Source organism: Vibrio maerlii, assembly GCF_003415655.1.
GTDB lineage: Bacteria > Pseudomonadota > Gammaproteobacteria > Enterobacterales > Vibrionaceae > Vibrio > Vibrio maerlii.
The window spans coordinates 699,739-721,955 of sequence record NZ_QRHC01000002.1 but is presented as its reverse complement, the minus strand read 5'-3'; the positions used below and the strand labels follow the sequence as shown (position 1 = coordinate 721,955).

General features: G+C 44.6%; 21 protein-coding genes and 2 pseudogenes. 14 read left to right on the top strand and 9 right to left on the bottom strand.

Annotation, left to right across the window (positions count from 1 at the left end; genetic code table 11):
- Positions 1 to 30: 30 nt before the first annotated feature.
- Positions 31 to 1,398 (bottom strand): heme anaerobic degradation radical SAM methyltransferase ChuW/HutW, encoded by a 1,368-nt coding sequence (hutW, locus tag DPF91_RS04195; protein ID WP_117233158.1) that lies wholly within the window; start codon positions 1,396 to 1,398, stop codon positions 31 to 33.
- Between the two features lie 223 nt (positions 1,399 to 1,621).
- On the opposite strand from hutW, the gene DPF91_RS04190 reads away from it, so the two are divergent.
- The 6 genes from DPF91_RS04190 to DPF91_RS04165 all read left to right on the top strand — a co-directional run bounded on the left by DPF91_RS04190 (position 1,622) and on the right by DPF91_RS04165 (position 6,549).
- Positions 1,622 to 2,455, top strand: coding sequence for an energy transducer TonB (locus tag DPF91_RS04190; protein WP_117233157.1), 834 nt, complete (start codon positions 1,622 to 1,624; stop codon positions 2,453 to 2,455).
- A gap of 2 nt (positions 2,456 to 2,457) precedes the next feature.
- Positions 2,458 to 3,174: a MotA/TolQ/ExbB proton channel family protein gene (locus tag DPF91_RS04185; RefSeq protein WP_117233156.1), complete on the top strand. Its 717-nt coding sequence runs from the start codon at positions 2,458 to 2,460 to the stop codon at positions 3,172 to 3,174.
- A gap of 23 nt (positions 3,175 to 3,197) precedes the next feature.
- Positions 3,198 to 3,611, top strand: a complete 414-nt coding sequence (locus DPF91_RS04180) for an ExbD/TolR family protein (protein ID WP_117233155.1) — start codon at positions 3,198 to 3,200, stop codon at positions 3,609 to 3,611.
- A 195-nt stretch (positions 3,612 to 3,806) separates the two neighbouring features.
- Positions 3,807 to 4,673, top strand: coding sequence for a heme/hemin ABC transporter substrate-binding protein (locus tag DPF91_RS04175; RefSeq protein WP_117233154.1), 867 nt, complete (start codon positions 3,807 to 3,809; stop codon positions 4,671 to 4,673).
- Between the two features lie 20 nt (positions 4,674 to 4,693).
- Complete coding sequence (locus DPF91_RS04170; RefSeq protein ID WP_117233153.1) at positions 4,694 to 5,737, top strand: FecCD family ABC transporter permease; 1,044 nt, start codon at positions 4,694 to 4,696, stop codon at positions 5,735 to 5,737.
- Positions 5,737 to 6,549: a heme ABC transporter ATP-binding protein gene (locus DPF91_RS04165; protein WP_117233152.1), complete on the top strand. Its 813-nt coding sequence runs from the start codon at positions 5,737 to 5,739 to the stop codon at positions 6,547 to 6,549. Before DPF91_RS04170 ends, DPF91_RS04165 begins: the two co-directional genes overlap by 1 nt.
- 117 nt (positions 6,550 to 6,666) lie before the next feature.
- Here the strand turns inward: DPF91_RS04165 and DPF91_RS04160 are convergent, their stop codons facing one another.
- On the bottom strand, positions 6,667 to 8,037 hold the full coding sequence (locus tag DPF91_RS04160; RefSeq protein WP_117233151.1) for an L-serine ammonia-lyase: 1,371 nt from the start codon (positions 8,035 to 8,037) through the stop codon (positions 6,667 to 6,669).
- A 71-nt stretch (positions 8,038 to 8,108) separates the two neighbouring features.
- Positions 8,109 to 8,492, bottom strand: a pseudogene (locus DPF91_RS04155) (sodium:solute symporter); the annotation flags it as partial.
- On the opposite strand from DPF91_RS04155, the pseudogene DPF91_RS04150 reads away from it, so the two are divergent.
- Positions 8,493 to 8,705, top strand: a pseudogene (locus DPF91_RS04150) (substrate-binding domain-containing protein); the annotation flags it as partial. It lies immediately after the preceding pseudogene.
- A gap of 90 nt (positions 8,706 to 8,795) precedes the next feature.
- Here the strand turns inward: DPF91_RS04150 and DPF91_RS04145 are convergent.
- A complete protein-coding gene (locus DPF91_RS04145) occupies positions 8,796 to 9,257 on the bottom strand; it encodes a TetR/AcrR family transcriptional regulator (RefSeq protein ID WP_117233149.1) in 462 nt (153 codons plus the stop codon).
- A gap of 516 nt (positions 9,258 to 9,773) precedes the next feature.
- Between DPF91_RS04145 and DPF91_RS04140 the strand changes: the two genes are divergently transcribed.
- Both DPF91_RS04140 and DPF91_RS04135 read left to right on the top strand, forming a co-directional pair.
- Positions 9,774 to 10,070 (top strand): DUF406 family protein, encoded by a 297-nt coding sequence (locus DPF91_RS04140; protein ID WP_117233148.1) that lies wholly within the window; start codon positions 9,774 to 9,776, stop codon positions 10,068 to 10,070.
- Positions 10,071 to 10,219: 149 nt separating this feature from the next.
- Positions 10,220 to 10,741 carry a hypothetical protein gene (locus DPF91_RS04135; protein ID WP_241033757.1) on the top strand — a complete coding sequence of 174 codons (522 nt, stop codon included), beginning with the start codon at positions 10,220 to 10,222 and terminating at the stop codon, positions 10,739 to 10,741.
- Between the two features lie 94 nt (positions 10,742 to 10,835).
- Here DPF91_RS04135 and DPF91_RS04130 read toward each other — a convergent pair whose 3' ends face one another.
- The gene (locus DPF91_RS04130; RefSeq protein WP_117233147.1) at positions 10,836 to 11,942 is read right to left on the bottom strand and encodes a 1-acyl-sn-glycerol-3-phosphate acyltransferase; all 1,107 of its coding nucleotides are present in this window, start codon (positions 11,940 to 11,942) and stop codon (positions 10,836 to 10,838) included.
- A 214-nt stretch (positions 11,943 to 12,156) separates the two neighbouring features.
- Here DPF91_RS04130 and DPF91_RS04125 point away from each other — a divergent pair, with 214 nt between their 5' ends.
- The 3 genes from DPF91_RS04125 (at position 12,157) to DPF91_RS04115 (ending at position 16,408) form a co-directional block, all read left to right on the top strand.
- Positions 12,157 to 12,777, top strand: a complete 621-nt coding sequence (locus DPF91_RS04125; protein WP_117233146.1) for an AraC family transcriptional regulator — start codon at positions 12,157 to 12,159, stop codon at positions 12,775 to 12,777.
- Between the two features lie 89 nt (positions 12,778 to 12,866).
- Positions 12,867 to 14,630 carry an ABC transporter ATP-binding protein gene (locus DPF91_RS04120; protein ID WP_117233145.1) on the top strand — a complete coding sequence of 588 codons (1,764 nt, stop codon included), beginning with the start codon at positions 12,867 to 12,869 and terminating at the stop codon, positions 14,628 to 14,630.
- Positions 14,624 to 16,408, top strand: coding sequence for an ABC transporter ATP-binding protein (locus tag DPF91_RS04115; RefSeq protein WP_117233144.1), 1,785 nt, complete (start codon positions 14,624 to 14,626; stop codon positions 16,406 to 16,408). Before DPF91_RS04120 ends, DPF91_RS04115 begins: the two co-directional genes overlap by 7 nt.
- A 103-nt stretch (positions 16,409 to 16,511) precedes the next feature.
- Here DPF91_RS04115 and DPF91_RS22020 read toward each other — a convergent pair whose 3' ends face one another.
- A complete protein-coding gene (locus DPF91_RS22020; RefSeq protein ID WP_164684031.1) occupies positions 16,512 to 16,670 on the bottom strand; it encodes a hypothetical protein in 159 nt (52 codons plus the stop codon).
- 252 nt (positions 16,671 to 16,922) lie between these two features.
- Positions 16,923 to 17,870: a LysR family transcriptional regulator gene (locus DPF91_RS04110; protein WP_117233143.1), complete on the bottom strand. Its 948-nt coding sequence runs from the start codon at positions 17,868 to 17,870 to the stop codon at positions 16,923 to 16,925.
- 113 nt (positions 17,871 to 17,983) lie between these two features.
- Here DPF91_RS04110 and DPF91_RS04105 point away from each other — a divergent pair, with 113 nt between their 5' ends.
- The gene (locus tag DPF91_RS04105) at positions 17,984 to 18,889 is read left to right on the top strand and encodes a LysR family transcriptional regulator (protein ID WP_117233142.1); all 906 of its coding nucleotides are present in this window, start codon (positions 17,984 to 17,986) and stop codon (positions 18,887 to 18,889) included.
- 92 nt (positions 18,890 to 18,981) lie between these two features.
- Here DPF91_RS04105 and DPF91_RS04100 read toward each other — a convergent pair whose 3' ends face one another.
- Both DPF91_RS04100 and DPF91_RS04095 read right to left on the bottom strand, forming a co-directional pair.
- Positions 18,982 to 20,232, bottom strand: a complete 1,251-nt coding sequence (locus DPF91_RS04100) for a DEAD/DEAH box helicase (protein WP_117233141.1) — start codon at positions 20,230 to 20,232, stop codon at positions 18,982 to 18,984.
- Between the two features lie 155 nt (positions 20,233 to 20,387).
- On the bottom strand, positions 20,388 to 21,260 hold the full coding sequence (locus DPF91_RS04095) for a B12-binding domain-containing radical SAM protein (RefSeq protein ID WP_117233140.1): 873 nt from the start codon (positions 21,258 to 21,260) through the stop codon (positions 20,388 to 20,390).
- Between the two features lie 226 nt (positions 21,261 to 21,486).
- On the opposite strand from DPF91_RS04095, the gene DPF91_RS04090 reads away from it, so the two are divergent.
- Positions 21,487 to 22,149 (top strand): endonuclease III domain-containing protein, encoded by a 663-nt coding sequence (locus tag DPF91_RS04090; RefSeq protein WP_241033752.1) that lies wholly within the window; start codon positions 21,487 to 21,489, stop codon positions 22,147 to 22,149.
- Positions 22,150 to 22,217 lie beyond the last annotated feature (68 nt).

The following is a 22,217-nucleotide window of genomic DNA, read 5'->3' as shown; positions in this document are numbered from 1 at the left end:
CTGTTCTCTAAAGCTTTTTTGTTTTCTTTTCTACGATGCTTTGAGCATCTGCTGTAACTCTGTTTGTAGGATCTGAATCGCTGCCTGAGCCATGCTCACCGACCAGAAACGGCCTGCTAGATTAAGCACCAAAAAGTCGCTTTCTAGCTCTGCTAGACCAATCCCTTGCCAGTGCTTAAACAATGGGTTGAACCAATCAAACAGATCTTGTCCTTCTATCAAACCTAGCTCAGAACGACGGATGATTCCGCTATCGAATCCAGATTTGATTTGAGCAAACATGTCGGCTTGAGCATGCTGTTTAGTCATCATTGCAACCGGTAGCTCGCCCTTTTCGATAGACGCGTTGTAAGCATCGAGCGTGCGGTGATGCATTAAGCCATAACCACCAATGTTGCCTCCGGCACCACATCCAATAGGTAGTACTTCTGCATACGTCTTCGCAAGACTGTTGTATTGACTGCGCTCTCGATTATCTCTAGCCCAATGGCTACAGCTGAGTTGTTTCACGTAGTGCTTTGACATGAAGTTTGAGCCTAGTTCATACATGCTCGCCTTATCTGGCGTCGATGCAGGTGGTGGGATCTTGCCTTTTTCTACTAGGTTCAACATTGGTGCATCACCACCGATAACCAGTTGATACAGGTCTACACCGTGTGCTCCTGTGCTCATAAAGTCTTTGAGGTCTTGCTCAAATACCTCTAGATCTTGATACGGCAAGCCAAACAAGAGGTCCAAAACGATTGGGGCAGCATCCGTAGTCGCAAGGCTAGATACGCGCTCTAACACGACTTCACGATCATCCAGACGCTTCGCACTGCGACGTACTTGGGTATTAAAACTCTGGATACCAAAAGAGAAACGGTTAAAACCACCTTCTAATGCTTTACCAAACATCTCATCTGAGAATCGGTTAATACGACCTTCTAAGGTGATTTCACAATCAGTCTCTAACGGGAAGTAGTCACGAATAGCTTGACCAAGTTGCTGTATTTGATCGGGTGATAAGTCTGTTGGTGTACCTCCACCAATATAAACCGCATGGAAACGCCCTTGCTGAGTCCAAGGCTGTTTTGCTTTCAGCTTCAGCTCTGTCATTAGAGAACTGAAGTAGTGATCAACCAACTTTCGACTCGCCGCATTCTGAAAGAAGTTACAAAACGTACATCGCACGCGGCAAAACGGAATATGGATATACAAGCAACGCTTGTTATTAATTCGGGAGGTATCAGGTTGTGTAAGCACTTGAGTGTAAATAGCTTGCTGCTGCTCACCCATAATAGGTCTCGCCATACCACCAGCATGTGCTGAAGTCTTCTTTGCAAAAGCAAATCTCAGCGGGTCAGGTGAGGCTATCCCAATGACACTAGAGTCATAATTTTCTAATTGGAATGACATGGTATTTCTCGATAGGCCGACAAGATTTTCTCGGCTGTGAATTCATACGACAATGAGAATGGTAATAACTCACAAATGATAATGCAATTGATAATTGATCTTATTTACAATCTAAGTAATAATCGCCGCTCAGATAACAGAGCTTGTCAGCATTATTCTAAAGATGAGCGAATAAAGACCAGTAACCAAAGAGTTAGTGGCTAGGTACACGTAGGAGTAACAATTGAACTTGCCAAGATATGCAGTCGCGGGTGGATTATCGCTACTGATTCACGGAGCGATTCTATTCGTAGCAAAGGAACCCAAAGCCTTCGCAATGCCTGCTGGTCAAACATCTAATGCTGTGTCTATAAACTTTCAGGCAATGACTGTACCTGCTGCTGAAGAGCCTCAACCTGTTCAACCAGAGCCGGTTGTTGAAAAGAAAGCGCCGGTTGTAGAGGAAACAGTTGTAGAAGCACCACAATCAAAAAAAGCAATTACTGAACAAAACGTCACTGCGGCGCCTAAAAAAACGGTTACGCCCGCAGAAACTCCGGTTAAAAAGCCAATTGAGAAGAAGCCTGAAACCAAGAAGGTGACAAAAAAGGTAGAGCAGAAGCCTAAACAAAGTGACAAGCCCAAACAATTCGAGAAAAAAGAGCCGACAGAGAAAGTCGTAAAGAAAGAACCAACACCAGTAGAAGAAAAACCTAAAGATATAGCCGAAAAACCTCAAGATACGACCGAAAAACCTGCGCAAAGTCAGCCAGTTAATGCAGGTGCAAGCAGTCAACCGGTTCTGGTTTCCAAGCCCACTTTTGTCGCTCGACCTACTGCCCCTAAATACCCGCGCTTGGCAAAAAAGCGGGGTATCCAAGGTGTCGCTACTTATGAGATTTGGTTAGACGAAGAAGGTAAGCAAGTTCGTCAGGCGTTAGTGACATCCTCTGGTGCATTAATGCTCGACAAAGCCGCCCTTAACGCCATCAAACAATGGCAATTTTCCCCTCATATTGTAAATGGTGTGGCAATTGCCCACCGAGTAAAAATCCCAGTTCGTTTTAAGTTGGATTAGTAATGGAACAAATAGTAAACCTTGAACAACAACTTGGCCTTATGACTTGGCCTCTCATCATTTGTTCAGCATTAACAGCAATGATCGTCATTGAACGCCTATTTCAGGTTTTGATTAGTCTTGGTGTTGGCAAAAGAGCCATCAGCAAGCAACTCAAATCAATTTCAGCGACTGACAGCCGAGCAATTGAAAGCATGGCTAAGGATATGTCAGGGAAAAGACCGCTGCTTTACCGCGGTGTCGCGATGGTACTTGCGCATCATGATTTCCCAAAATCACTACGTGAAGATGCGGCAAGTGTCTGGCTACAGGAGAAAAAACACCAGTTGAGTTCAGGTCTTCGACTTCTCAGCCTGATTGGTGTGCTCAGTCCGCTGATCGGCCTCCTAGGTACGGTGTTAGGTTTGATTGAGATGTTTAAGGGGGTAGCTGCAACGACTGGTAGCATCAGCCCAAGCGATCTCGCCGATGGTCTTGGTCTAGCAATGCGTACTACTGCCGCAGGCCTGATCATCGCTCTCCCTGCGATTGCTGGTGCTCAACTATTGGGTTTGTGGGCAGATAGAGTGATTGCAAAGCTCGAGCATACACTTAATTACGTCAACCTATGGCTAGAGGGTATGAATATGCCTCAACAAGGTCACGGTAAGCATCAGGTTTTGGAAGCTAACCACTCTGTTTACGATGAACAGCTCCATAGCAATAAACAAGCTGCTTAGTTTGGCGCTGTATAGGTTTAACCATGATTAATGCAAATAACAACGCTGCCAATAGCCCGAGCTTATTGCCCGATCTGACACCACTTCTCGACATCATTTTTATCGTCATGGTGTTCCTGCTTCTCACGGCTTCTGTGAAGCTTGAATCGGTTGATGTCACCCTGCCGAGCGCAGAAATCAGTGAACCCGCTGACGTACAAAATAAGTCGATGACTATCAATATCCTCAATCAAGAACCTTACTGGGCGCTTGAAGGGAAAAACTACATCGATTGGGAAAACTTCACTTTAGCAGTGCTAGAACAGCATCAGGCTGATTCCGAACGACCAATCGTCATCGGTGCGGATAAGACAGCAGACGTAGAGCACTTGGTTAAGGTGCTTTCATTCCTGCAAGAGAATTCAATTGAAGCGACCCAGCTTCTCACTGAACAATAAATAACTATACCCAAAATAATTGGAGTTGCAGCGCGGCAACAAGACAATTCAGCCCTTTGAGCATAGGTGTTCTATGTGATTTGGGCGGCCGGCGATCCGGTGAATTGGCGCAGTTAACAAAGCTGCAGCTTCAAGTATGAAAGATATAACAGTATTAACGCCTGAGAGTCACAAGCTCGTTTAGGAACGGAAATTATGAAACGACTATCTACCATCATGCTTACCGCTGGATTGCTTTCTGCAAGCCTATCTTTGCCTTCATTTGCCTCTTCAAATCCTGAGGACCAACGCATCATTAGTGCCGGAGGTGCGGTGACTGAGCTGATTCTCGCTCTTGGAGCGCAAGAACAATTAATCGCTGTCGATGTGACCAGTGAACTACCTGCCGATATGCCACTTCCTCAAATTGGTTATCATCGCCGTATCTCTGCAGAAGGCCTGCTTTCAATGAATCCTTCCCAAGTGATTGGCTCAGATGAAATGGGACCAGGTACGGCTATTGAACAACTTAAAAAGGTGGGGGTTCAAGTTGATGTTGTTAATACAACCTCATCTATCAACGGACTATTAGAACGTATCGATCAGATTGCCGTTCTAACGCATACCGAAGACAAAGCGGTAGAACTCAAGCAACAAGTATCTCAGCAAGCGCAAGCTCTAGCACAATCGGCTAAACAACAAAGCGATAAGAAGAAAATGTTGTTCCTACTCATACATGAGGGGCGCCCAACCAATGTGGCTGGAAGCGAAACAACACCAGATGCAATCATCAAACTCGCCGGAGGTATCAATCCAGCAGCGGACAAACTGAACTTATACAAACCACTATCGATGGAGTCATTAGTGGAAATGCAGCCGGACGTAATACTTGTTAGTGGTCGCAGCTACAACAAGCTAGGCGGCGCAGACGAAATTATGAAAGCTCTGCCAATGCTGGCAGCGACACCCGCTGGTCAAAACAAACAAATCATTACCATCGATGGCCATGCTTTGGTGGGAGGACTCGGCCTCAAGAGTTTGAACGAAGCACATCGCTTAAACCAAGTTATTTACCCTGATTAACCACGAAAGCGCGAATAGTTATGTTCTTACGTCATTTTTCACTCAAAGCCATCATCCTATCGTTTGGTGCATTGTTGGCTCTCGTAGCAGTTTACTCAGTAACCGTTGGCCCAATGAACATTACGATGAGTGATAGCCTGAGTGTGATACTTCCAACATCGAGCTCAAATGAAATTGCGCCACACATTCAAATGGTGATTCAAGAGATCCGTTTACCACGGACCTTGCTGTGTCTCGTTGTGGGCGCAATACTCGCACTTTGTGGCACGGTAATGCAGGGTTTATTCCGTAACCCGTTAGCGGAGCCGGGTATTATTGGCGTCTCCGCCGGAGCGGCATTAGGTGCTGCACTGGCTATCGTGATGTTTTCTGGCTTTGCTGCGCAATACCCTCAGTTGATGTCGATGGCAGCCGTTCCAGTTTTTGCCTTCTTTGGTGGAGCAATCACGACAGTATTGGTTTACAAGCTGGGAACCAGCAAATTTGGTACTTCTGTCACCATTATGCTGCTTGCCGGCGTGGCAATCAGTGCCATCTCTGGCGCTGGAATTGGGTATTTGAATTTTGTCGCAGACGATCAAATGCTGCGTGATTTATCACTCTGGTCAATGGGCTCTTTGGCAGGCGCAACCTGGGGTGGCATCGGCTTAGCAACGGTCACGCTTGCCATCTTGTACGCCCTCTTTTCACGCCAATCCCTGGCTCTAAATGCACTACTGCTTGGTGAGTCGGAAGCAAGTCATTTAGGTATCCCAGTTCAAAAGCTTAAACGTAAACTGATTATCCTGACGGCTATTGGCGTCGGTGTAACGGTCAGCTTATCGGGCATGATTGGTTTCATTGGCTTGGTGATTCCACACCTAGGTCGAATGTTAGCTGGGCCCGATCACCGCACCTTACTACCAATCTCCGCACTACTTGGAGCGATGTTGCTGACGGTCGCAGATATGTTCTCTCGTGTTGCCGTTGCGCCTGCCGAGTTACCGGTTGGTATTGTGACTGCACTTGTAGGTGCGCCTTTCTTCTTGTACCTACTGTTTCAACAAAAAGGGAAGATTTTATAATGACATCCCCGAGCACAAACACATCTCAACAATACGTAGCGGCGATAAAAGCAGAGAACCTGAATATCAACTTCGGCTCTCGTCAGTTACTCAAGAATGTAGATATTGAGATAAAAAGTGGTGAAGTGACTTCACTTCTAGGCCCTAATGGCGCAGGTAAAAGTACTCTGTTGAAACTGCTATCTGGTGAGATTGAGTCCGAATCAAAAATTGAATATTTCGGCCAAAGCAAAGATTCTTGGAAGAAAAGTCAATTAGCCAAGCATGTAGGAATACTTCCTCAGCACAGTACCCTGACTTTTCCATTCCTTGCAGAAGAGGTGGTTGAGCTTGGCGCGATACCACTCAACTTACCCTCTAAGCAACTCAAAGCATTAGCTAAAGAGAACATGGCATTTGCAGAGGTTGAACACCTGCACGACCGTTTATACCCGTCGCTGTCGGGCGGTGAGAAACAGCGCGTGCATTTAGCCCGAGTACTCACACAATTGAGTCATGCTGGGGACCAGTGTGTACTTATGTTAGACGAGCCGACATCAGCACTCGACTTAGCTCATCAACATAACACCTTGAAGTTAGCGCAAAAGATGGCCAAAAATCACAATGCTGCGGTCATTGTGGTGCTTCATGACCTCAACTTAGCGTCACAATATTCAGACCGTTTAGTGATGCTCAGCGACGGTAGTTTAGTGGCTGATGGAAAACCCGATGATGTATTATCTTCGGAGATCATCGAGCAGGTTTATGGCTATCAATCATTGATTGCTCCCCATCCTACCCTTGGTTTCCCTATGGTGCACGCCGCTGCTTAACTGCCTGTCATTATAAACAAGTATAAGTAAACACAATTGAAACCTTAAAAGCGAGATCCCCTACCTCGTTCACGCCTCACTGTAGGGGATGACTGGATCAGGCTTAATGAGTCGTTCTTACTCACACGGTGGCGCAAGGTGGATAAGCGCCAAACCACCCAGTGATGTTTCACGGTACTTTCTGTTCATGTCTTTACCGGTTTGGTACATGGTCTCAATAACCTTGTCCAAAGAGATCAAACACTTACTATTACGCTTAAGCGCCATGCGCGATGCATTGATCGCTTTCATTGCGCCCATTGCATTTCGCTCAATACACGGCACTTGCACTAGGCCACCAATTGGGTCACAGGTCATGCCGAGGGAATGTTCCATAGCGATTTCTGCAGCGATACAGACCTGCTCGTTACTACCACCACGTAGCGCAGTTAAACCCGCAGCTGCCATTGAAGAAGATACGCCTACCTCACCCTGACACCCTACCTCGGCACCAGAAATCGACGCGTTGGTTTTGTAAAGGATACCAATAGCACCCGATACCGCGATGAAGTCTTTCAGCTGACGAGTATCTAGCTCACGGATAAAACGATGGTAGTACATCAGTACTGCTGGAATAACGCCTGCAGCGCCGTTTGTCGGCGACGTCACTACTTGGCCACCAGCCGCATTCTCTTCACTTACCGCAAAAGCAAACAGGTTTATCCAATCCATGATTTCCATTGGATCGTTTTCAATCGCTGCGTTTGCTTCTAATTTTTTCAACAAGTTAGGAGCACGGCGAGTCACTTTCAGACCACCATCAAGTACACCTTCCGTTTCAAAGCCACGCTCCATACAACGAGTCATCACACGCCAGATTTGCTCAGCTTTTTGATTAATCGCTTCCATATCTTGGAATGAAGTTTCGTTTTGTAGGATCATTCCACCCAAGCTCATGCCGTTTTCTTCGGCTTGCTTGAGCATCTCGTCTGCACTTGAGAACGGGAATTGAACGTCAGCAGACTTGGTTGAGCTGCCGTTTTGCAGTTCATCTTCGGTCGCGATAAAACCGCCACCGATCGAGTAATAGGTTTCGAAGCCAATACGCTCACCACTCGCATCGAATGCAGAGATCGTCATACCATTCTCGTGTAGCGGTAGATTCTCTTCGTGGAACAACATATCGGTTTTGTAATTGAACGTGATGTCTTGACGGCCATCAAGAGCAAGGTTGCCCTCTTCCACCGCTTGACGCATCAACTCGTTCGCACTGGTGATCTTAATGGTGTCTGGTTTATTGCCTAGAAGACCCAAGATCGTTGCACGGTCGGTATGGTGACCAATCCCCGTTAATGACAACGAACCATAAAGGTCAACCTGTACACGTACCACCGATTCAAGTTTGTCTTCAATCAGACGAGTGAATTGGTAACCAGCAATCATTGGACCGTTCGTATGCGAACTAGAAGGCCCAACACCAATTTTGTAGATATCAAATATAGACAGCATGAAATGTTTTCTCGTTACAACTTTTCCAGATGACGACTAAGGTGACAGCAAATAAACCCGAGTATTCGAGGTTACGCGAGTGCCTGTTGAAGCCAGTCTGGAATAACAAAACAAGCAAGAATGGTGATACCCGCAAACACCAGTAAGCCATAATGACTTGCCTTTGGTTTAACGAATAGCTCTCGCTGATTATCAATAAAAACTCTTTGCTCTGCGGTGTTACTGCCGATAACTCGGCTTGCTACAACACCAATAAAGAGAAAGACAACGGTGCCCACTGGTGCATACCAAGGCCACGACACATCCATATGACGGCAGATATATACAGCAATCACACTCGCAATACTACCGACAATGAGCCCTTTCTCATTGGCTTGAGGAAAAAACAGCCCCAGCACAAACGAATCTAACCTGATACCTACAAATATAGATGTCAGATTTGCAATTGTCTTAATATAAAAAAACCGGAAGGTTTGCAGGTTATTGGCTTCGATAACATTCCACAAACCCCAAGGTTGACCTACCAGCTAACCACCTTCCGTAAGGATTTTAAGCGACTTGCACGCGAGAGAGTGAAAATCATCGTTAATCAAATCAACAATAATAACAGCAGCCTAGTGAAGCTTATGGTTCCGGTGAAGCTCATAGAGCGAAATACGACGCTTTAATACGACAACTCGAAAATAGCTATCTCGAACACAGTTAAAAAAAAACGCCAACTCAATGAGTTGGCGTTTTCTAATTCTTTTGGTTCTCAATTATTGAGTCATGCGAATCAGCGATTTACCGATTAGCCACTCAAGCTCTTTCTCAGAGCCTTCACCGAACTGCGCTTCAACTAGCTTATACAGACGGTCAATACCGTTTGCTGCAAACTCGTGAGCGTTCTCAGACGTTACGATATGGTGGAAAAGCAGACGCAGAATTGCGCGGAACTGCTCGTCTTCTAAAGACTTAATCCAGCTGTCTTGGAAAGACGCTAGATCGCCTTGAAGATCGATTTTTTCCATGAAGAGTTTAAAGATACGGCCGTCTAGTGCAGCAGTAAAATCTGTTTTCTTAGGAAAGTGGTGGCTGATACCGGTACGAGATACTCCAGTTTGTTGACTTAGAGTCGTGTATGACATTTTGTCATAGCCCAGTCTTAACAGCTGGTCGACCACGGCATCCATGATCTTCTGAATGGTAATTTCAGTATCTTCTTTACTACGCTTTGGCATATTTCATTTTTCTCAAATTGTAAATCCATCTACCTCATTTCAAGCAGCGATGCCAAATGAGAACCATTTACCCATTATGTTACTTACAGAACATAACTCAAGCCTTCGTATTACATATAGCAGTATGCTATGCGTAAACTTAAAGCTACATCCTAATTAGTAGTTACGCAACAAAGTTATTACAAATAACTGACGCAAATCAATACCAAATGGATAATTAGGGAGATGAATATCTAAATTAACCGTACCAGACGTATAATCTTATAAAAATAAGCATTTATCAATGCGCAATACGTCATTCTAACAAGATACTGACATACATTCTGTACCCAAAAAGCAACCAGTTACCTATCAACAATCGACCATTGTATGCCATATGATTCACTGAATTGCTTATATAAGATTTCATCACTCCTTATAACTTAAATAAAACACATTCTTCACTCATCAAGATATCGGTAGCGCTCTACTATCCCGCGCGATAAAATAGCCGCATTATTTGTAAGAGGATTCGTTATGAGTTTTGAAGTAGAAGAAAATGGCGTTTGTGAAGCTTGTGGTGTATCAGGTGAGATGGGCTTCATCATCAAAGAAGGTGATGATGTTGCTGAAGTCACAGTGATCGCTGATTCAAAAGATGCACGTGAACAAGAGCTAAACAAGTACATTGACCTTGCTAAGCAGATTTCAAAAGAAATTGAGTTTGAAACATCTGAAAACGAAGCAAACAGTGAACTAACGGCTCGCATCAAGTTTGAAGTAAGCGCAGAAAAACTGATATTCGAACTTAAATCTCGTTCAATCTCGCGCTAAGCTAGCCACTAAAAAAGATTGTCACTAAACGAGCAGCGATGCTCGTTTTTTTGTTTATAGGCCTCAACAAGATGAAAAAGCTCACTCACGCTCTGTTAATCGGGTGTCTCTCTTTAGGAGTCAATGGCCAAGAGCTTGGTCATTACGATATGCTCAATCACCTAGACAACTATGGCAATCTTGACCTTAGAAATAAGCCCTACACTTCCCTCCCCGATGGTCTCGTAGTGAAAGGGAACCTTTCTATTGCAAAAACCAGTATTCAGCGTTTACCCAATGGACTAGAGGTGAATGGTAGTCTGGATGCAAGCAATAGCCAACTTGCACGAGTGGGGAGACAGAGCTCAATTAGAGGCTACGCCAATCTGCTGGGCTCTCAAATCCGTCAGTGGCCACGAGGGGTCAAAGTAGGTGGTTTTCTTAACTTCACCGACACACCATTACAATCTTTGCCTCAAGGCCTTGTAGTGAATGGCGATCTCAGCGTGATTCGCACTCCTCTCACGGCCTTACCCGAAGGATTAGTGGTCAAAGGTAACCTGTACATTGGTGGCTCCTCTCTCACTGAGTTTCCCAACACAATGACTGTCAATGGCAATATTTTCTTGGGCGGTAATCGCATCCAAAAGTGGCCAGACAATCTCACCCTTGGCGGAGCTGTTGCACCTTAAGGCGTTACACCTGAAACAAGGTTCAAATTGCAGATAATAAAAAAGGAAAGCACTGTGGCTTTCCTTTCAAAAATTAGCTTTATCGCTATACCAATTAAGACTGATTTTTCACTGGGTTTGCGTAGCTATCAATCAGATACGGATGCGCATCACCAGGCAGTTGTTCCAGCTTCGCTTTCATCGTTGCCTTCACCTCTTCTGTTACCGACTCATGCTCGATTCCAGCAGCATACAAGTTGATAGGGAAGAGCTCATATAAGTTATGAATTTGACGATCGATCTCTTCAGCCAGCGCCTCTGGTGTATCAAAGTTAGCATCAATTACATCACCAAAGTTAACCTGTACACGGCCTTTCTCCCCAATGATGCCCTGGATAATGCTTTCGATGTCTTCAAACTCACCCTTCTCATACTCGCCTTTTGACGCTTTTTGATAAAGCTCATTCGCTTTAGCAATATCACAAGGGTCATTTTCATAAGAGATCGCAACTGGAACAATCTTTAACTCTTTCATGTAATCAGCAAACGCGATCTTCTGCTTGCGGCCTTCAACATGAAACATCTTCAAGATAGCAGGATCGGTGAAGTCGTTACCGTCTTTCGCACGACCTTCCTTTTGCGCAATCCAAATCGAGTTGCCGGTATCGAGTGAGTGCTTGATGTAAGAAGAAAGCTGACCAAGCGCCTTCATCATCTCACGTGGGCCTTTTGCCGAGCGATTTACAATGAAGCTTTTGTTGAGCTTCATCAGCTCAGTCGCGCACGGCTTTTTAAGCAGATTATCACCAATAGCGATGCGCACAGTTTGATGCTGTGAGTGGTGAAGACCGTAGTTAACCAATGCTGGGTCCATGGCGATATCGCGATGGTTAGAAATAAATAGGTAGGCTGTTTCTTTATCTAGCTTGTCTAAACCGGAGTAGTTCACGCCCTGAGTCGTCGTTTTTAGCGTTTTGCTCAGAAACTTCTCTACTTCGATTTGAATCGCTTCAACACTGGTGAACTTTGCCCATTTATATTTGAGATATACCTTCACCATTGGCGTCATCAATGCTTTGAACCAAGTCGCGTGGCTCTTGAAGCGGTAATCCAAAATCGCGTCGATAAATTCGTTATCGTTAATCAGGCGATCCAGCGCTTGAGGGATTTCATCATCTTGGTAAGGGCGAATATCTTTATACGGGTCAGTCTTAGTGCTCATTATCAATACAACTTAGAAAAAGCTTCTACTTCATTAGAAAAATTGCGGCTATTCTACTCGCAGTTAAACCTGGCCGCAGCCAAAGTTGTGTCAATAATGACAAGGTCAGACCAGAATTCCATAAATTTTGCTGGTAAACCCTTGCGAATGTTGGAATTTGAGAGCTGAACCGTTAATCTTAAAGGTAATTTCTCCATCCCAAAGTAGACCTTAAATGACGCTTGCTACCAACCACGCTATCGAGTTTTCTCATGCGAATACCCCTTACCTTCGTTCCACCCCTCGTAAGAAGGTAATCAAAAACAGTTTGCTATTAGTGCAACAAGGTTTGGTTCTGGTAAAAATAGGTAAACACGAGTACGCGCTAGAACCTGGTGAAGCGTTCTGGGTACCGTTTGATTGTCTAACATCGATCACTTACTTCCCTAACTCAACGGTCAGTGAAGTGACGTTCTCTTCGCGCTTAATGACACCATTCCCAACTAAACCAGGCTATGTCCAATTACCCGCAGTGACAGAAGTCATTCTGAATAAATTAGTGACACAGAAGGTGTCTGATGATCACCGTGCAAATCTTTACTCTGTCATCCAAGATGAAATGGTTTCCCTGCAACCAAAGTTAGTACTATCTAATTTAAGTGCAAAACTGTCTGATTGGAGCGTAGAAGAAGAGTCTGACCTAAACCAAGAACAACTACTGGTATTATCCTTGCGTGAAGCGAATAAGCGTTTGTTGTCAGGCCAGAAGATTGAACAGGTCGTTGAAGACCTATTTGCAGGTAACCAAGAAGAGTTCGAGCAGCTGTGCTTACTTGTGTATGGTAAAACACTGTAAACGAGAGAGATAATTGCTAGTAAAGAGGATAGACTCGCGCGTGCGTCAAACGACCACCTTTGCAAAACACCTTTTCCAATAAGAGTCACATGACTAAAACTCAATTTATCGCGCATTATCTGCGCCTTAATCGCAAGTCTTACCTACTTGCGATTATTTTTATCTTTCTCGTTAACTGGTTGCAGGTGGAAATCCCCCGATACATCCAGTTGGCGATTGATCTCATCGATGATGCGTCAACTGTAGGCCACCAGCAACTTCAAACCTATGTCGGTATGGTAGTCGCGATGTCTCTTGCAATGGTTGTGGTACGCATTTTATCTCGTATTTATGCACTCAACCCAGGCCGAATTACTGAAGCCTCACTCAAAGGCACGCTGCTCGAAAAGCTCAACCGTCTACCTAATAGCTTTCACGATAAGTTTGCCTCGGGAAAGCTCATCTCAATCATCAACAATGACCTCAATGGCATACGAATGATGTTTGGTGTCGGCTTCTTACAGTTCTTTAATGCCTTACTTGCTCTATCGTTGACCCCACTTTGGATGTGGCGTATCTCTCCAGAACTCACCCTATACTCAATCATCCCAATTAGTATTGCGTTTGTGATTTTTCGTATCGGCTTTAAAAAGATGAAAGACCTTCACCTTGAGCACATGCGTCGCCTGCAAAACCTGTCAGCACAACTAATGAGCTACTTATCCGGTATCGACCTCATCAAGAGTCAGCAGATGTCTCCCTGGGTTAAGAATGAGATTGAAACACTCAACCAACAGCTTTTACGCTGCCGCATGCAGATCACCCGTATTCAAGTCTTCTTTATGCCTGTGCTCGACTACGCCAATGATCTTATGAAGATCATTATTCTTGGGCTGGGTGGCTATATGTTGATGCAGCAGTCTCTGACCTTAGGCGAAATCACCGCGTTTCTGACCTATTCGGTACTTCTTGCAATGCCGTTAATGCAGCTTGGTCGTATCGCTACGATTTACCAACGTGGAATGGTGGGCATTCAAAGCGCACAAACCATCCTTAATGCCGATATACCGGAAACAGATAACAAAGAACTGACTCAAATTGAGTCTCGCTCTCTCTCAGGCAAAACCTTCTCCGTTCGCAATCTCACATACCGCTATCCGGGTGAAGAACGTACAATTTTGCAAGACATTAGCTTTGATATCCCAGCCGGAAAGAAGTTAGGCGTATTAGGAGGTATCGGCTCAGGCAAAACGACATTGGTTAACTGCCTAAACCATCACCTTGATGTGCCTGAAAGCTCTATTCATCTCGGTGAACAAGATATTACCCATCTATCTCGCAGCGATTTGAGACGGTATGTCAAAACCGTCACTCAAGACCCTTATCTGTTCTCTGCAACGGTAGAAGAGAACATCCGCTTTGGTAGTCGAGACGATGAACTTGCCAAAGCTCAAGTGGATGAGGTGCTAGAGCTGAGCCAACTTGCTGAGGATGTCGCACGTTTCGAAAAGGGCGACCAAACGCTTGTAGGTGAAAAAGGCATCATGCTTTCCGGTGGTCAAAAACAGCGCCTGAGTATTGCTCGAGCACTGCTTGAACCGGCAGATCTCATCATCATGGACAACGTCCTTTCTGCAGTAGATTACGACACAGAGCGTAAGATCCTAGAAGGGCTATTCTCACGACTCAAAAATCAATCGGTATTGGTCGTTTCGCACCGTGTTAATGCCCTTGAGTACATGGATGACATCATCGTGCTAAACGAAGGTAAAATCATTGCTCAAGGCGACCACAAAACCTTACTCAAAACTTGCCCGTATTATCTCGAGACTTGGCAGCTACAACAAAATGAAACGGAGGCGGCAGCATGTTAAAAGGCGTCGACGTTAAATATCTCAAGCACTTCTTTAAGTTTGCCAATAAGTATCGCAGTACAACACTCATCGGTATTGCAATGCTGCCACTGACGATCGTGACCAGTCTACTGTTCCCATGGCTAATCATTCAGGTGATCGATGTGCACCTGACCCAAGGGGATATGGATGGGTTGCTTGAGTACGTGTTTTACCTCGTGCTCGTTCTCATTGCGAGCTACATTGTGGAAACGACCTACTCTTACAATCTTAGAAAAACCGGTCAGCAAACCATCACTGACATGCGCGCGGTGTTGTTTGATCGTGTACTCAAGCTACCGCGAAGCTACTTTGATAACACACCAATCGGGGTCACTCTGTCACGACTCACCAGTGATCTCGAAACCATTGGCGAAACCTTCGTTCAATCCGTCGTTGGGTTAGTAAAAGACAGCCTCAACACCATCGCTTTGTTAATCATGATGCTGATGATCGACTGGAAACTGACGCTTGTTGTGCTTGTGATTATGCCTCCAGTGATGTATCTCACCATGTACGTTCGTAACAAGCTAAGAGCAATGCATTTGGTGACTCGCACTGCACTTGGTCGCGGTATTGGTTACTTACAAGAGGTATTGCTGGGTATCAAAACGGTTCAACTCTATCGAGCCGAAGAGCAAGTCGAAAAGAAATACAAAGGCTATACGGACGAATTTCTTCGCGCTCAAAAGAAGATAAACAAGTATGACGCCATCTTATTCTCATTCATTTCTGGGATTACTTCAGTCACGATTGCAGTGATGATTTGGTATGGCTCTGAGCTAGTATTGGAAGACGCACTCACACTTGGTGTTCTCATTGCGTTCATCAATACCCTCGAAAAAGTATTCGTTCCAATTCGTGACTTTACCTCACAGATCGCGTCTATTCAAAGCTCATTCGCAGCATTTGACCACATTGAAGAATTATTTACGGAACCAACAGAAGAACAAGGAAGAAAGCTTCTCGCAAAAAAATCTATCGAAGAGCAACTAAAAGAGTTCACTTGCTTGGAGTTCAAAAACGTCAGCTTCCGCTATCGGAAGGATTCACCTTACGTACTTAAAAACGTGTCGTTTAAACTTGAGAAAGGGCACCAAATCGCTTTAGTCGGCTCTACTGGTTCTGGTAAATCTACTATCTTGCGCCTGATATCGAAAACTTATCAGGATTATGAAGGCAATATCCTACTCAACGGAATCGAACTTTCCGAGCTATCCAATGATCATTCAGCACATCTGTTTTCTCTGATGATGCAGGATGTACATCTATTTGAAGAAAGCATCAATTTTAATATCGCACTGGGTAAGCCCGATATTACATCAGAACAAGTCAAGCAAGCAGCCAGATATGTTTATGCTGATAGCTTCATTGAACAATTGCCTAATCAATATGATTTCATGCTGGATAAGAATGGCGCAAACTTGTCTGTCGGACAAACCCAACTCATCTCCTTTGCACGTGCTGTCGCTCAAGGTGGTCAAGTGATGATGTTGGATGAGGCCACCAGCTCCATCGACTCTGTCACCGAAAACCTGATTCAGAAAGCGATGAATCGCCTATTCGAAGAGAAAACTGTTATCGCCATTGCTCATCGCTTGAGTACGATTAAACACTCAGACACGATCCTCGTCTTAGAGCAAGGTGAAATTGTTGAGCGCGGCAATCATGATCAATTAATCGAGCACAGTGGTATCTACGCTGGGCTGCTTCATGAGACGATCGAGCAACCAGATGAAAATGCCCCGATGACAGCATAGAGCTAGAGAGCTAGATAACTAATTTATGCATGTTCTGAAACGAAAAAAGTCGCCATTTGGCGACTTTTTACTATTCTTTGTAACCTTGGCTACTGCCGTTGTACTAATTCACCCAGGTAAGAGTGACAAGTAGCAAGTAAGTAGCAACAGCTCCAAATAACCCAAGTAGAGTTACTAGCTCTTTCCAATTAAGCATGCCGCTGTTTTTCATTCCTTGATTGTTTTCTTGCGTGCAACTATTGCCGTTAATTACGTTTTCCATAGTTAAACCCTTGGCTTTCAATCAAATCGTGAGCAGCATTATACTTAAAGTGTGACTTAGATCTACTTTTGTATTACACCACTTAAGAGGTATTTTCAGCGCTTTACACAAGTTTCAGATTACATATCTGTACGACCAGGTTGTACTCCTCTCCCTTATTCGCAGCCAGACTATTCTAACCAAAAATATAAGCAATTAAAATCAATGACTTAGACAAAGCATTTGTTCTGTTGTCGACTATTTTAACTTTGGCTAGCGATAATAGTCTTTGTAGTTAGGCATATTGCGCACCCAGAGAGGTGGAGTGCCAATGTAATCCTGTACCGCTTTGATGAACTCACTCACAAGCAGTGTTTGTTTTCGGTGTGGATAAATAGCATAAATACCAGTATCCACTGTTGAAAGACCGTAGTCGGTCAGTAGAGGTACCAACCCTGTCTCTTCCACACTGTGCTCAAGGTTAAACAGGTCCACCAGCGCATAACCAATCCCGTCTTTAACTGCATCAACCATCATTCGAACATCACTCACTTTGTAGTTACCGTCCATTTTGAAGTTTTTGAAGCTATCGCTCCCTGGAGCTTCACTCATTCGGAACTGATCCAGACTGACATCGAAATTACTATAAACCACAGCGGGCAACTGCACGAGTTCTTCTGGTGTTGATGGTTTTCCGTAGCGTTCCACAAACGACTTTGAGGCAATTAGGGCGAAGTGCGTCTTGGCTATTTTCTTTGCGATGAGGTTTGACTCAGCCAGTTTTCCCACTCGAATTGCTAGATCATACTTATCGGCAATAATGTCGGCTTTCTTATCGTCCAATGAAAGTGATATTTTCACTTCCGGGTAAGTTTGCATAAATTGGGAAATAACAGGCTGAAGATAGACCTGTCCGAAAAATACAGGGGATGTAATTCGTAAGATACCTTTTGGCTCAGACTGATAAGAATCCGCAATACTGTGGATGTTATTCAACGTATCTAACAAGATATGGGTCTGAGAAAGGATCTCCTCTCCCGCAGGAGTCAGTGAGAATGACCGCGTCGAGCGATTCAACAACTGTACGCCCAGCGTCGCCTCAAGCTTTTTTATCTGCTTAGACAAAGAGGAATTGTCCATATCGTGAAGTGTCGCTGCTTTAGTAAAAGAGCCCTGTTGCACAACATCCATAAACAGTGTGAGTTGATGAGTCACCGACATATTAAATCCTCTCTTCGATCTCACGAACAGTATACAGAATGGTTGTAATTATGCGTTATGTTTTTGATAATCAAATCATTCTAAGCTTCAGCTTCTAGCTATCATTGATAATTATGAACATAGAACACCTAAAACTCTTCGTACGACTCGCGTCAACGCACAATATCAGCCTTGCTGGCCAAGAGCTTGGGTTATCTCCTGCCGTTGCGAGTGCACACATCAATAAGCTCGAAACCGCATTAGGTGTCCGTTTGGTACATCGAACGACCCGCAAGGTTTCCCTTACCGAAGAAGGTGAGGCTTTTCTGCCTCACGCTGAGGAGGTTCTGGGAACGGTAGAAGCAGCTAGGGCCTCAGTGGGTGTGGGCAACCAAGTACCCACTGGAACATTAAGAGTGTCAGCTCCCGCTTCTTTCGGTCGTATGCACCTGATACCAGCGCTGCAGGAGTTTATGGATAGCCATTTAGGGCTGAAGATTGATTGCCGCTTATCGGACTCTATTGTAGACCTTGTCGAAGGGGGCTTTGATATTGCGATTCGAAATGCAGAGTTGAAGGACTCAAGCCTAGTCGCTCGCAAGCTGACTACGGATAATCGTATCCTCGTCGCTTCACCTGAATATTTGATAAAGTACGGTAAGCCTTCGCACCCTAAAGATCTTGAAGAGCATCATGCGGTATTGTTGGCAGGATTTGAATCGTGGACGTTTAATACCCCAGAGGGTGAACTCACTATCAAGCCTAAAGGCAGCTTCAAAGCAGATAATGGCGAGGCGGTGAGAGATGCTTGTGTTCACGGACTCGGTGTGACTTTAAGCTCTACCTGGTGTATCCATGAACATCTTAAACGCGGAGAGCTGGTACCGATTTTAGAAGATTTTCCATTGGTATCAAACTCAGCCATCTGGGCGGTTTATCCGAGCTCTAGACTGGTTCCACCAAAGGTTCGCGCATTTATTGACTTCTTTATTGAGTACTTTGGTACACCACCTTACTGGGATACTCCAAGTGACAAATAGCCAGCGATAAAAGAGCCTATCTAGATATGAAGCTAATTAGAGATACAGCTAAGCAATCGTGAAGCCCATGGCCTCACGATTGCGCGTAGTATTTATTGAAGGCGCTTTTTCTTCTTTTTACCTGTGCCAGCAGGCTTAGCTCTTGGTTTCATCGGGGCGAAGTAAGCTTCATTTTGATCATCTTCAACCTCAAAACCTGCCACTTGCTCACGCTCTAGTCGCAGCTTGTTCTTCTTCTCTATCACTTTAAAGTGGTGGTAATCGTCGTAGTCAATCAGTGATAAACCCAAACCCACTTCACCGGCACGGCCACTACGACCAATACGGTGCATGTAATCTGCTGGGCTGCGCGGCAGATCGAAGTTGATAACAACCGGTAGCTTCTCAATGTCTAAGCCACGTGCCGCGATGTCGGTTGCGATCAACACTTGAATCTCACCCGACTTAAATCCTTCCAATACGCGTGTACGAGCGCCCTGTCCCTTGTCGCCGTGGAAGACTTCTGCAGCAATGCCACGCTTTGACAGCTTTTGTGCTAGGTGGTTACACGCATTTTTAGCGTTCACAAAAATCAAGGCCTGACGCCATTGGTTCTCTTTGATTAGGTGCGCTAGTACTGCTGTTTTTTGCCCTTTGTTCACACTGAACACGCGTTGTACCAGTGTGCTGCTTTCCGCACTTTGTAGTTGAACTTCAACGGGATCGTTGAGTAAGTTTTCTGCTAGGCTCGCCACCTTTTCAGGGAAAGTAGCAGAGAATAGAAGCGTTTGTTTTTGCTCTGGTAGTAGCGCAAGAATCTTGTTCAGCTCTTCAGTAAAGCCAAGGCTCAGCATACGGTCCGCTTCATCAAGGACCAAAGTTTGAACTTGATTGAGCTTAATCGCATTACTGGATACAAGGTCAAGCAATCGACCAGGTGTCGCGACCACGATATCACTGCCACCTCGAAGTGCCTGCATTTGCGGGTTGACGGAAACACCACCAAATACTGACGTCGTTTTGATCTCGTGTCTTAAATGATAAGAGTAAGACTTGATGTTGTATGCCACCTGCGAAGCCAGTTCACGAGTTGGAACTAAAACCAGGTGAGAGACGATATTGCCATGACGAGAGCGCTGCTTATCTTGCTGACAGATTTTCTGCAAAATTGGTAAAGAAAACGCCGCTGTTTTTCCAGAACCGGTATTTGCACCACCAATGAGGTCACGACCTTCCAATACAACTGGAATAGTGTGAGATTGAATTGGGGTTGGCTTGGTGTATTCCAGCTCAGTAAGTCGTTCAACCAGCGTTGGGATAAGACCTAGGTCAGCAAAAGATTGGTTCAGTTTATCATCAGTCATGAATATGGGCGGCTCAGTGGCAAAAAAGGTCCGCTATATTAGACGTTTTATGAGCAAACTGCTATCAAAGGCTGAACTAACTCGCGTGAGTTTGCTAATAAAAAAGCGGAGCAATCTATGATCACTCCGCTTTCCATCGATTCTAAATGGCCTTCTTACCAAGAAAACGTTTGAATGATGTTCTCTTTTGCCATTGGGTTGGCTTTAATCACGCGATTTAGGTTACCCAAGAACTCTTCACGAGAATCCAATAAGAAGCCTTTCTGTGGCACCAAGTTGTTACCATGGTCACCCCAATAGAAAGTGTCGATATTTAGATTTTCAAGCAGGTACTTCTCTTCTTCCAACACCTGCATCTGAGTCGGCATTAAAAATTCACCGCGTTGAACTTCTTGCTCCATAACCGTACCAGGCTGAATTGCCAACGCCATGGGTGCAATCTGCTCAGGCTTGGTGATGTTCAAGATATCAGTTGTCGCTTCAATATGTTCACGAGAGCGTTCACGTCCACCAAGACCAAAAATAAACGATAGCAAGGTCTCGATACCCGCTTCTTTTGCTCGTGCCATACCTTCAATAGCATGCTCACGGGTCATACGTTTCTTAATGTTCTCAAGCACGAGTGGGTCGCCAGACTCAAGGCCGGAGTAACACATATCAAGACCGGCATCTTTAATCTCTTTTAGCTCAGAAACCGTCTTACGGCGGAAATCGTTGAGCCCGCTATACATTGAGATTTTCGTCGCTTCAGGGAAAGTATGACGAAGCTTGTCTAGAATCTTTATTAGATAATCGGTACGTGCCGCCATTACGTTGCCATCAATCAAAAAGATCGAGTCAACGAATGGATAGATGTGACGCGCTTGTTCAATATCTTTAAACACATCTTCAATATCACGAACTTTAAAACGCTTGTCATCAAACATGCTACAGAACGTACAGGTATTGATACTACATCCTAGTGTGGTTTGGATCAGAATGCTGCGTGCTTCTGGCCAAGGACGATATACTTTACCTTCGTATTGCATGATTTATTTCTCCGCTTATGCGCTGTTAGACGCTCCAATGAACTGGCGTCTAGGCGCTCTTTTCGATGCCGAGAAGATTAGCAATTGCTGATTAACTTGATAATAGAGGTTAATCTACAATCACTTTCTTTAAAAACTATATAATCAAACCATTGAAACAGATGAAGTCCCCCTTCATATAGAACAATCGCATTCACATGAAGAAAGAATAGAAATAGGAAGGAACATGTTTGATCAAACCACAATAGAGAAAGATAAATCACAACATCTCTTCCACGTGCTTGAGGAGCACTATGGCTGGTTTGATTGGTGGCCAACAGAAAACGCCTTCGAGATCATGATGGGTGCGATTCTGGTACAGAACACCAATTGGCGGAATGCAGATAAAGCGTTAGATAATCTCGGGCGAGGCATAACACCAAATGAAATAGAAATCATGGAGCACGATGAGCTGGCACAAAAGATACGCTCTAGCGGCTATTACAATCAAAAGGCGATTAAACTCAAAGCACTCATCAAATGGTTTAAGAAGTACGACTACGATATTGAAAAGGTAAGGCAGCAAGGGTTAGGTCATCTACGAAAAGAGCTACTTGCAGTTAGAGGGATTGGAAGAGAAACCGCAGATGTCATCCTCACCTACGCAATTGGTAAACCGTCTTTTGTTATCGATGCGTATGCAAGGCGTATCGCTTCTCGCTTTGGCATAGAGGTACCTAAATCTTATGAGAACTTTCGAAAACTGATGCAACAAGCCTTTCCAAAATCTAAAGATAAATATGGCTACTATCATGGGTTGATGGTGGAACATGGTGGCCGCTACTGCAATCCTAAGCCCAAGTGCGAAGAATGCCCGATCGCTCAACACTGTCAGCAAAATATTGAATAACTAAAACCATTATCAACGAAAACTAAAAACTGTTTAAAGAACAGCAACATTGCGTCTTGAGATAGGTC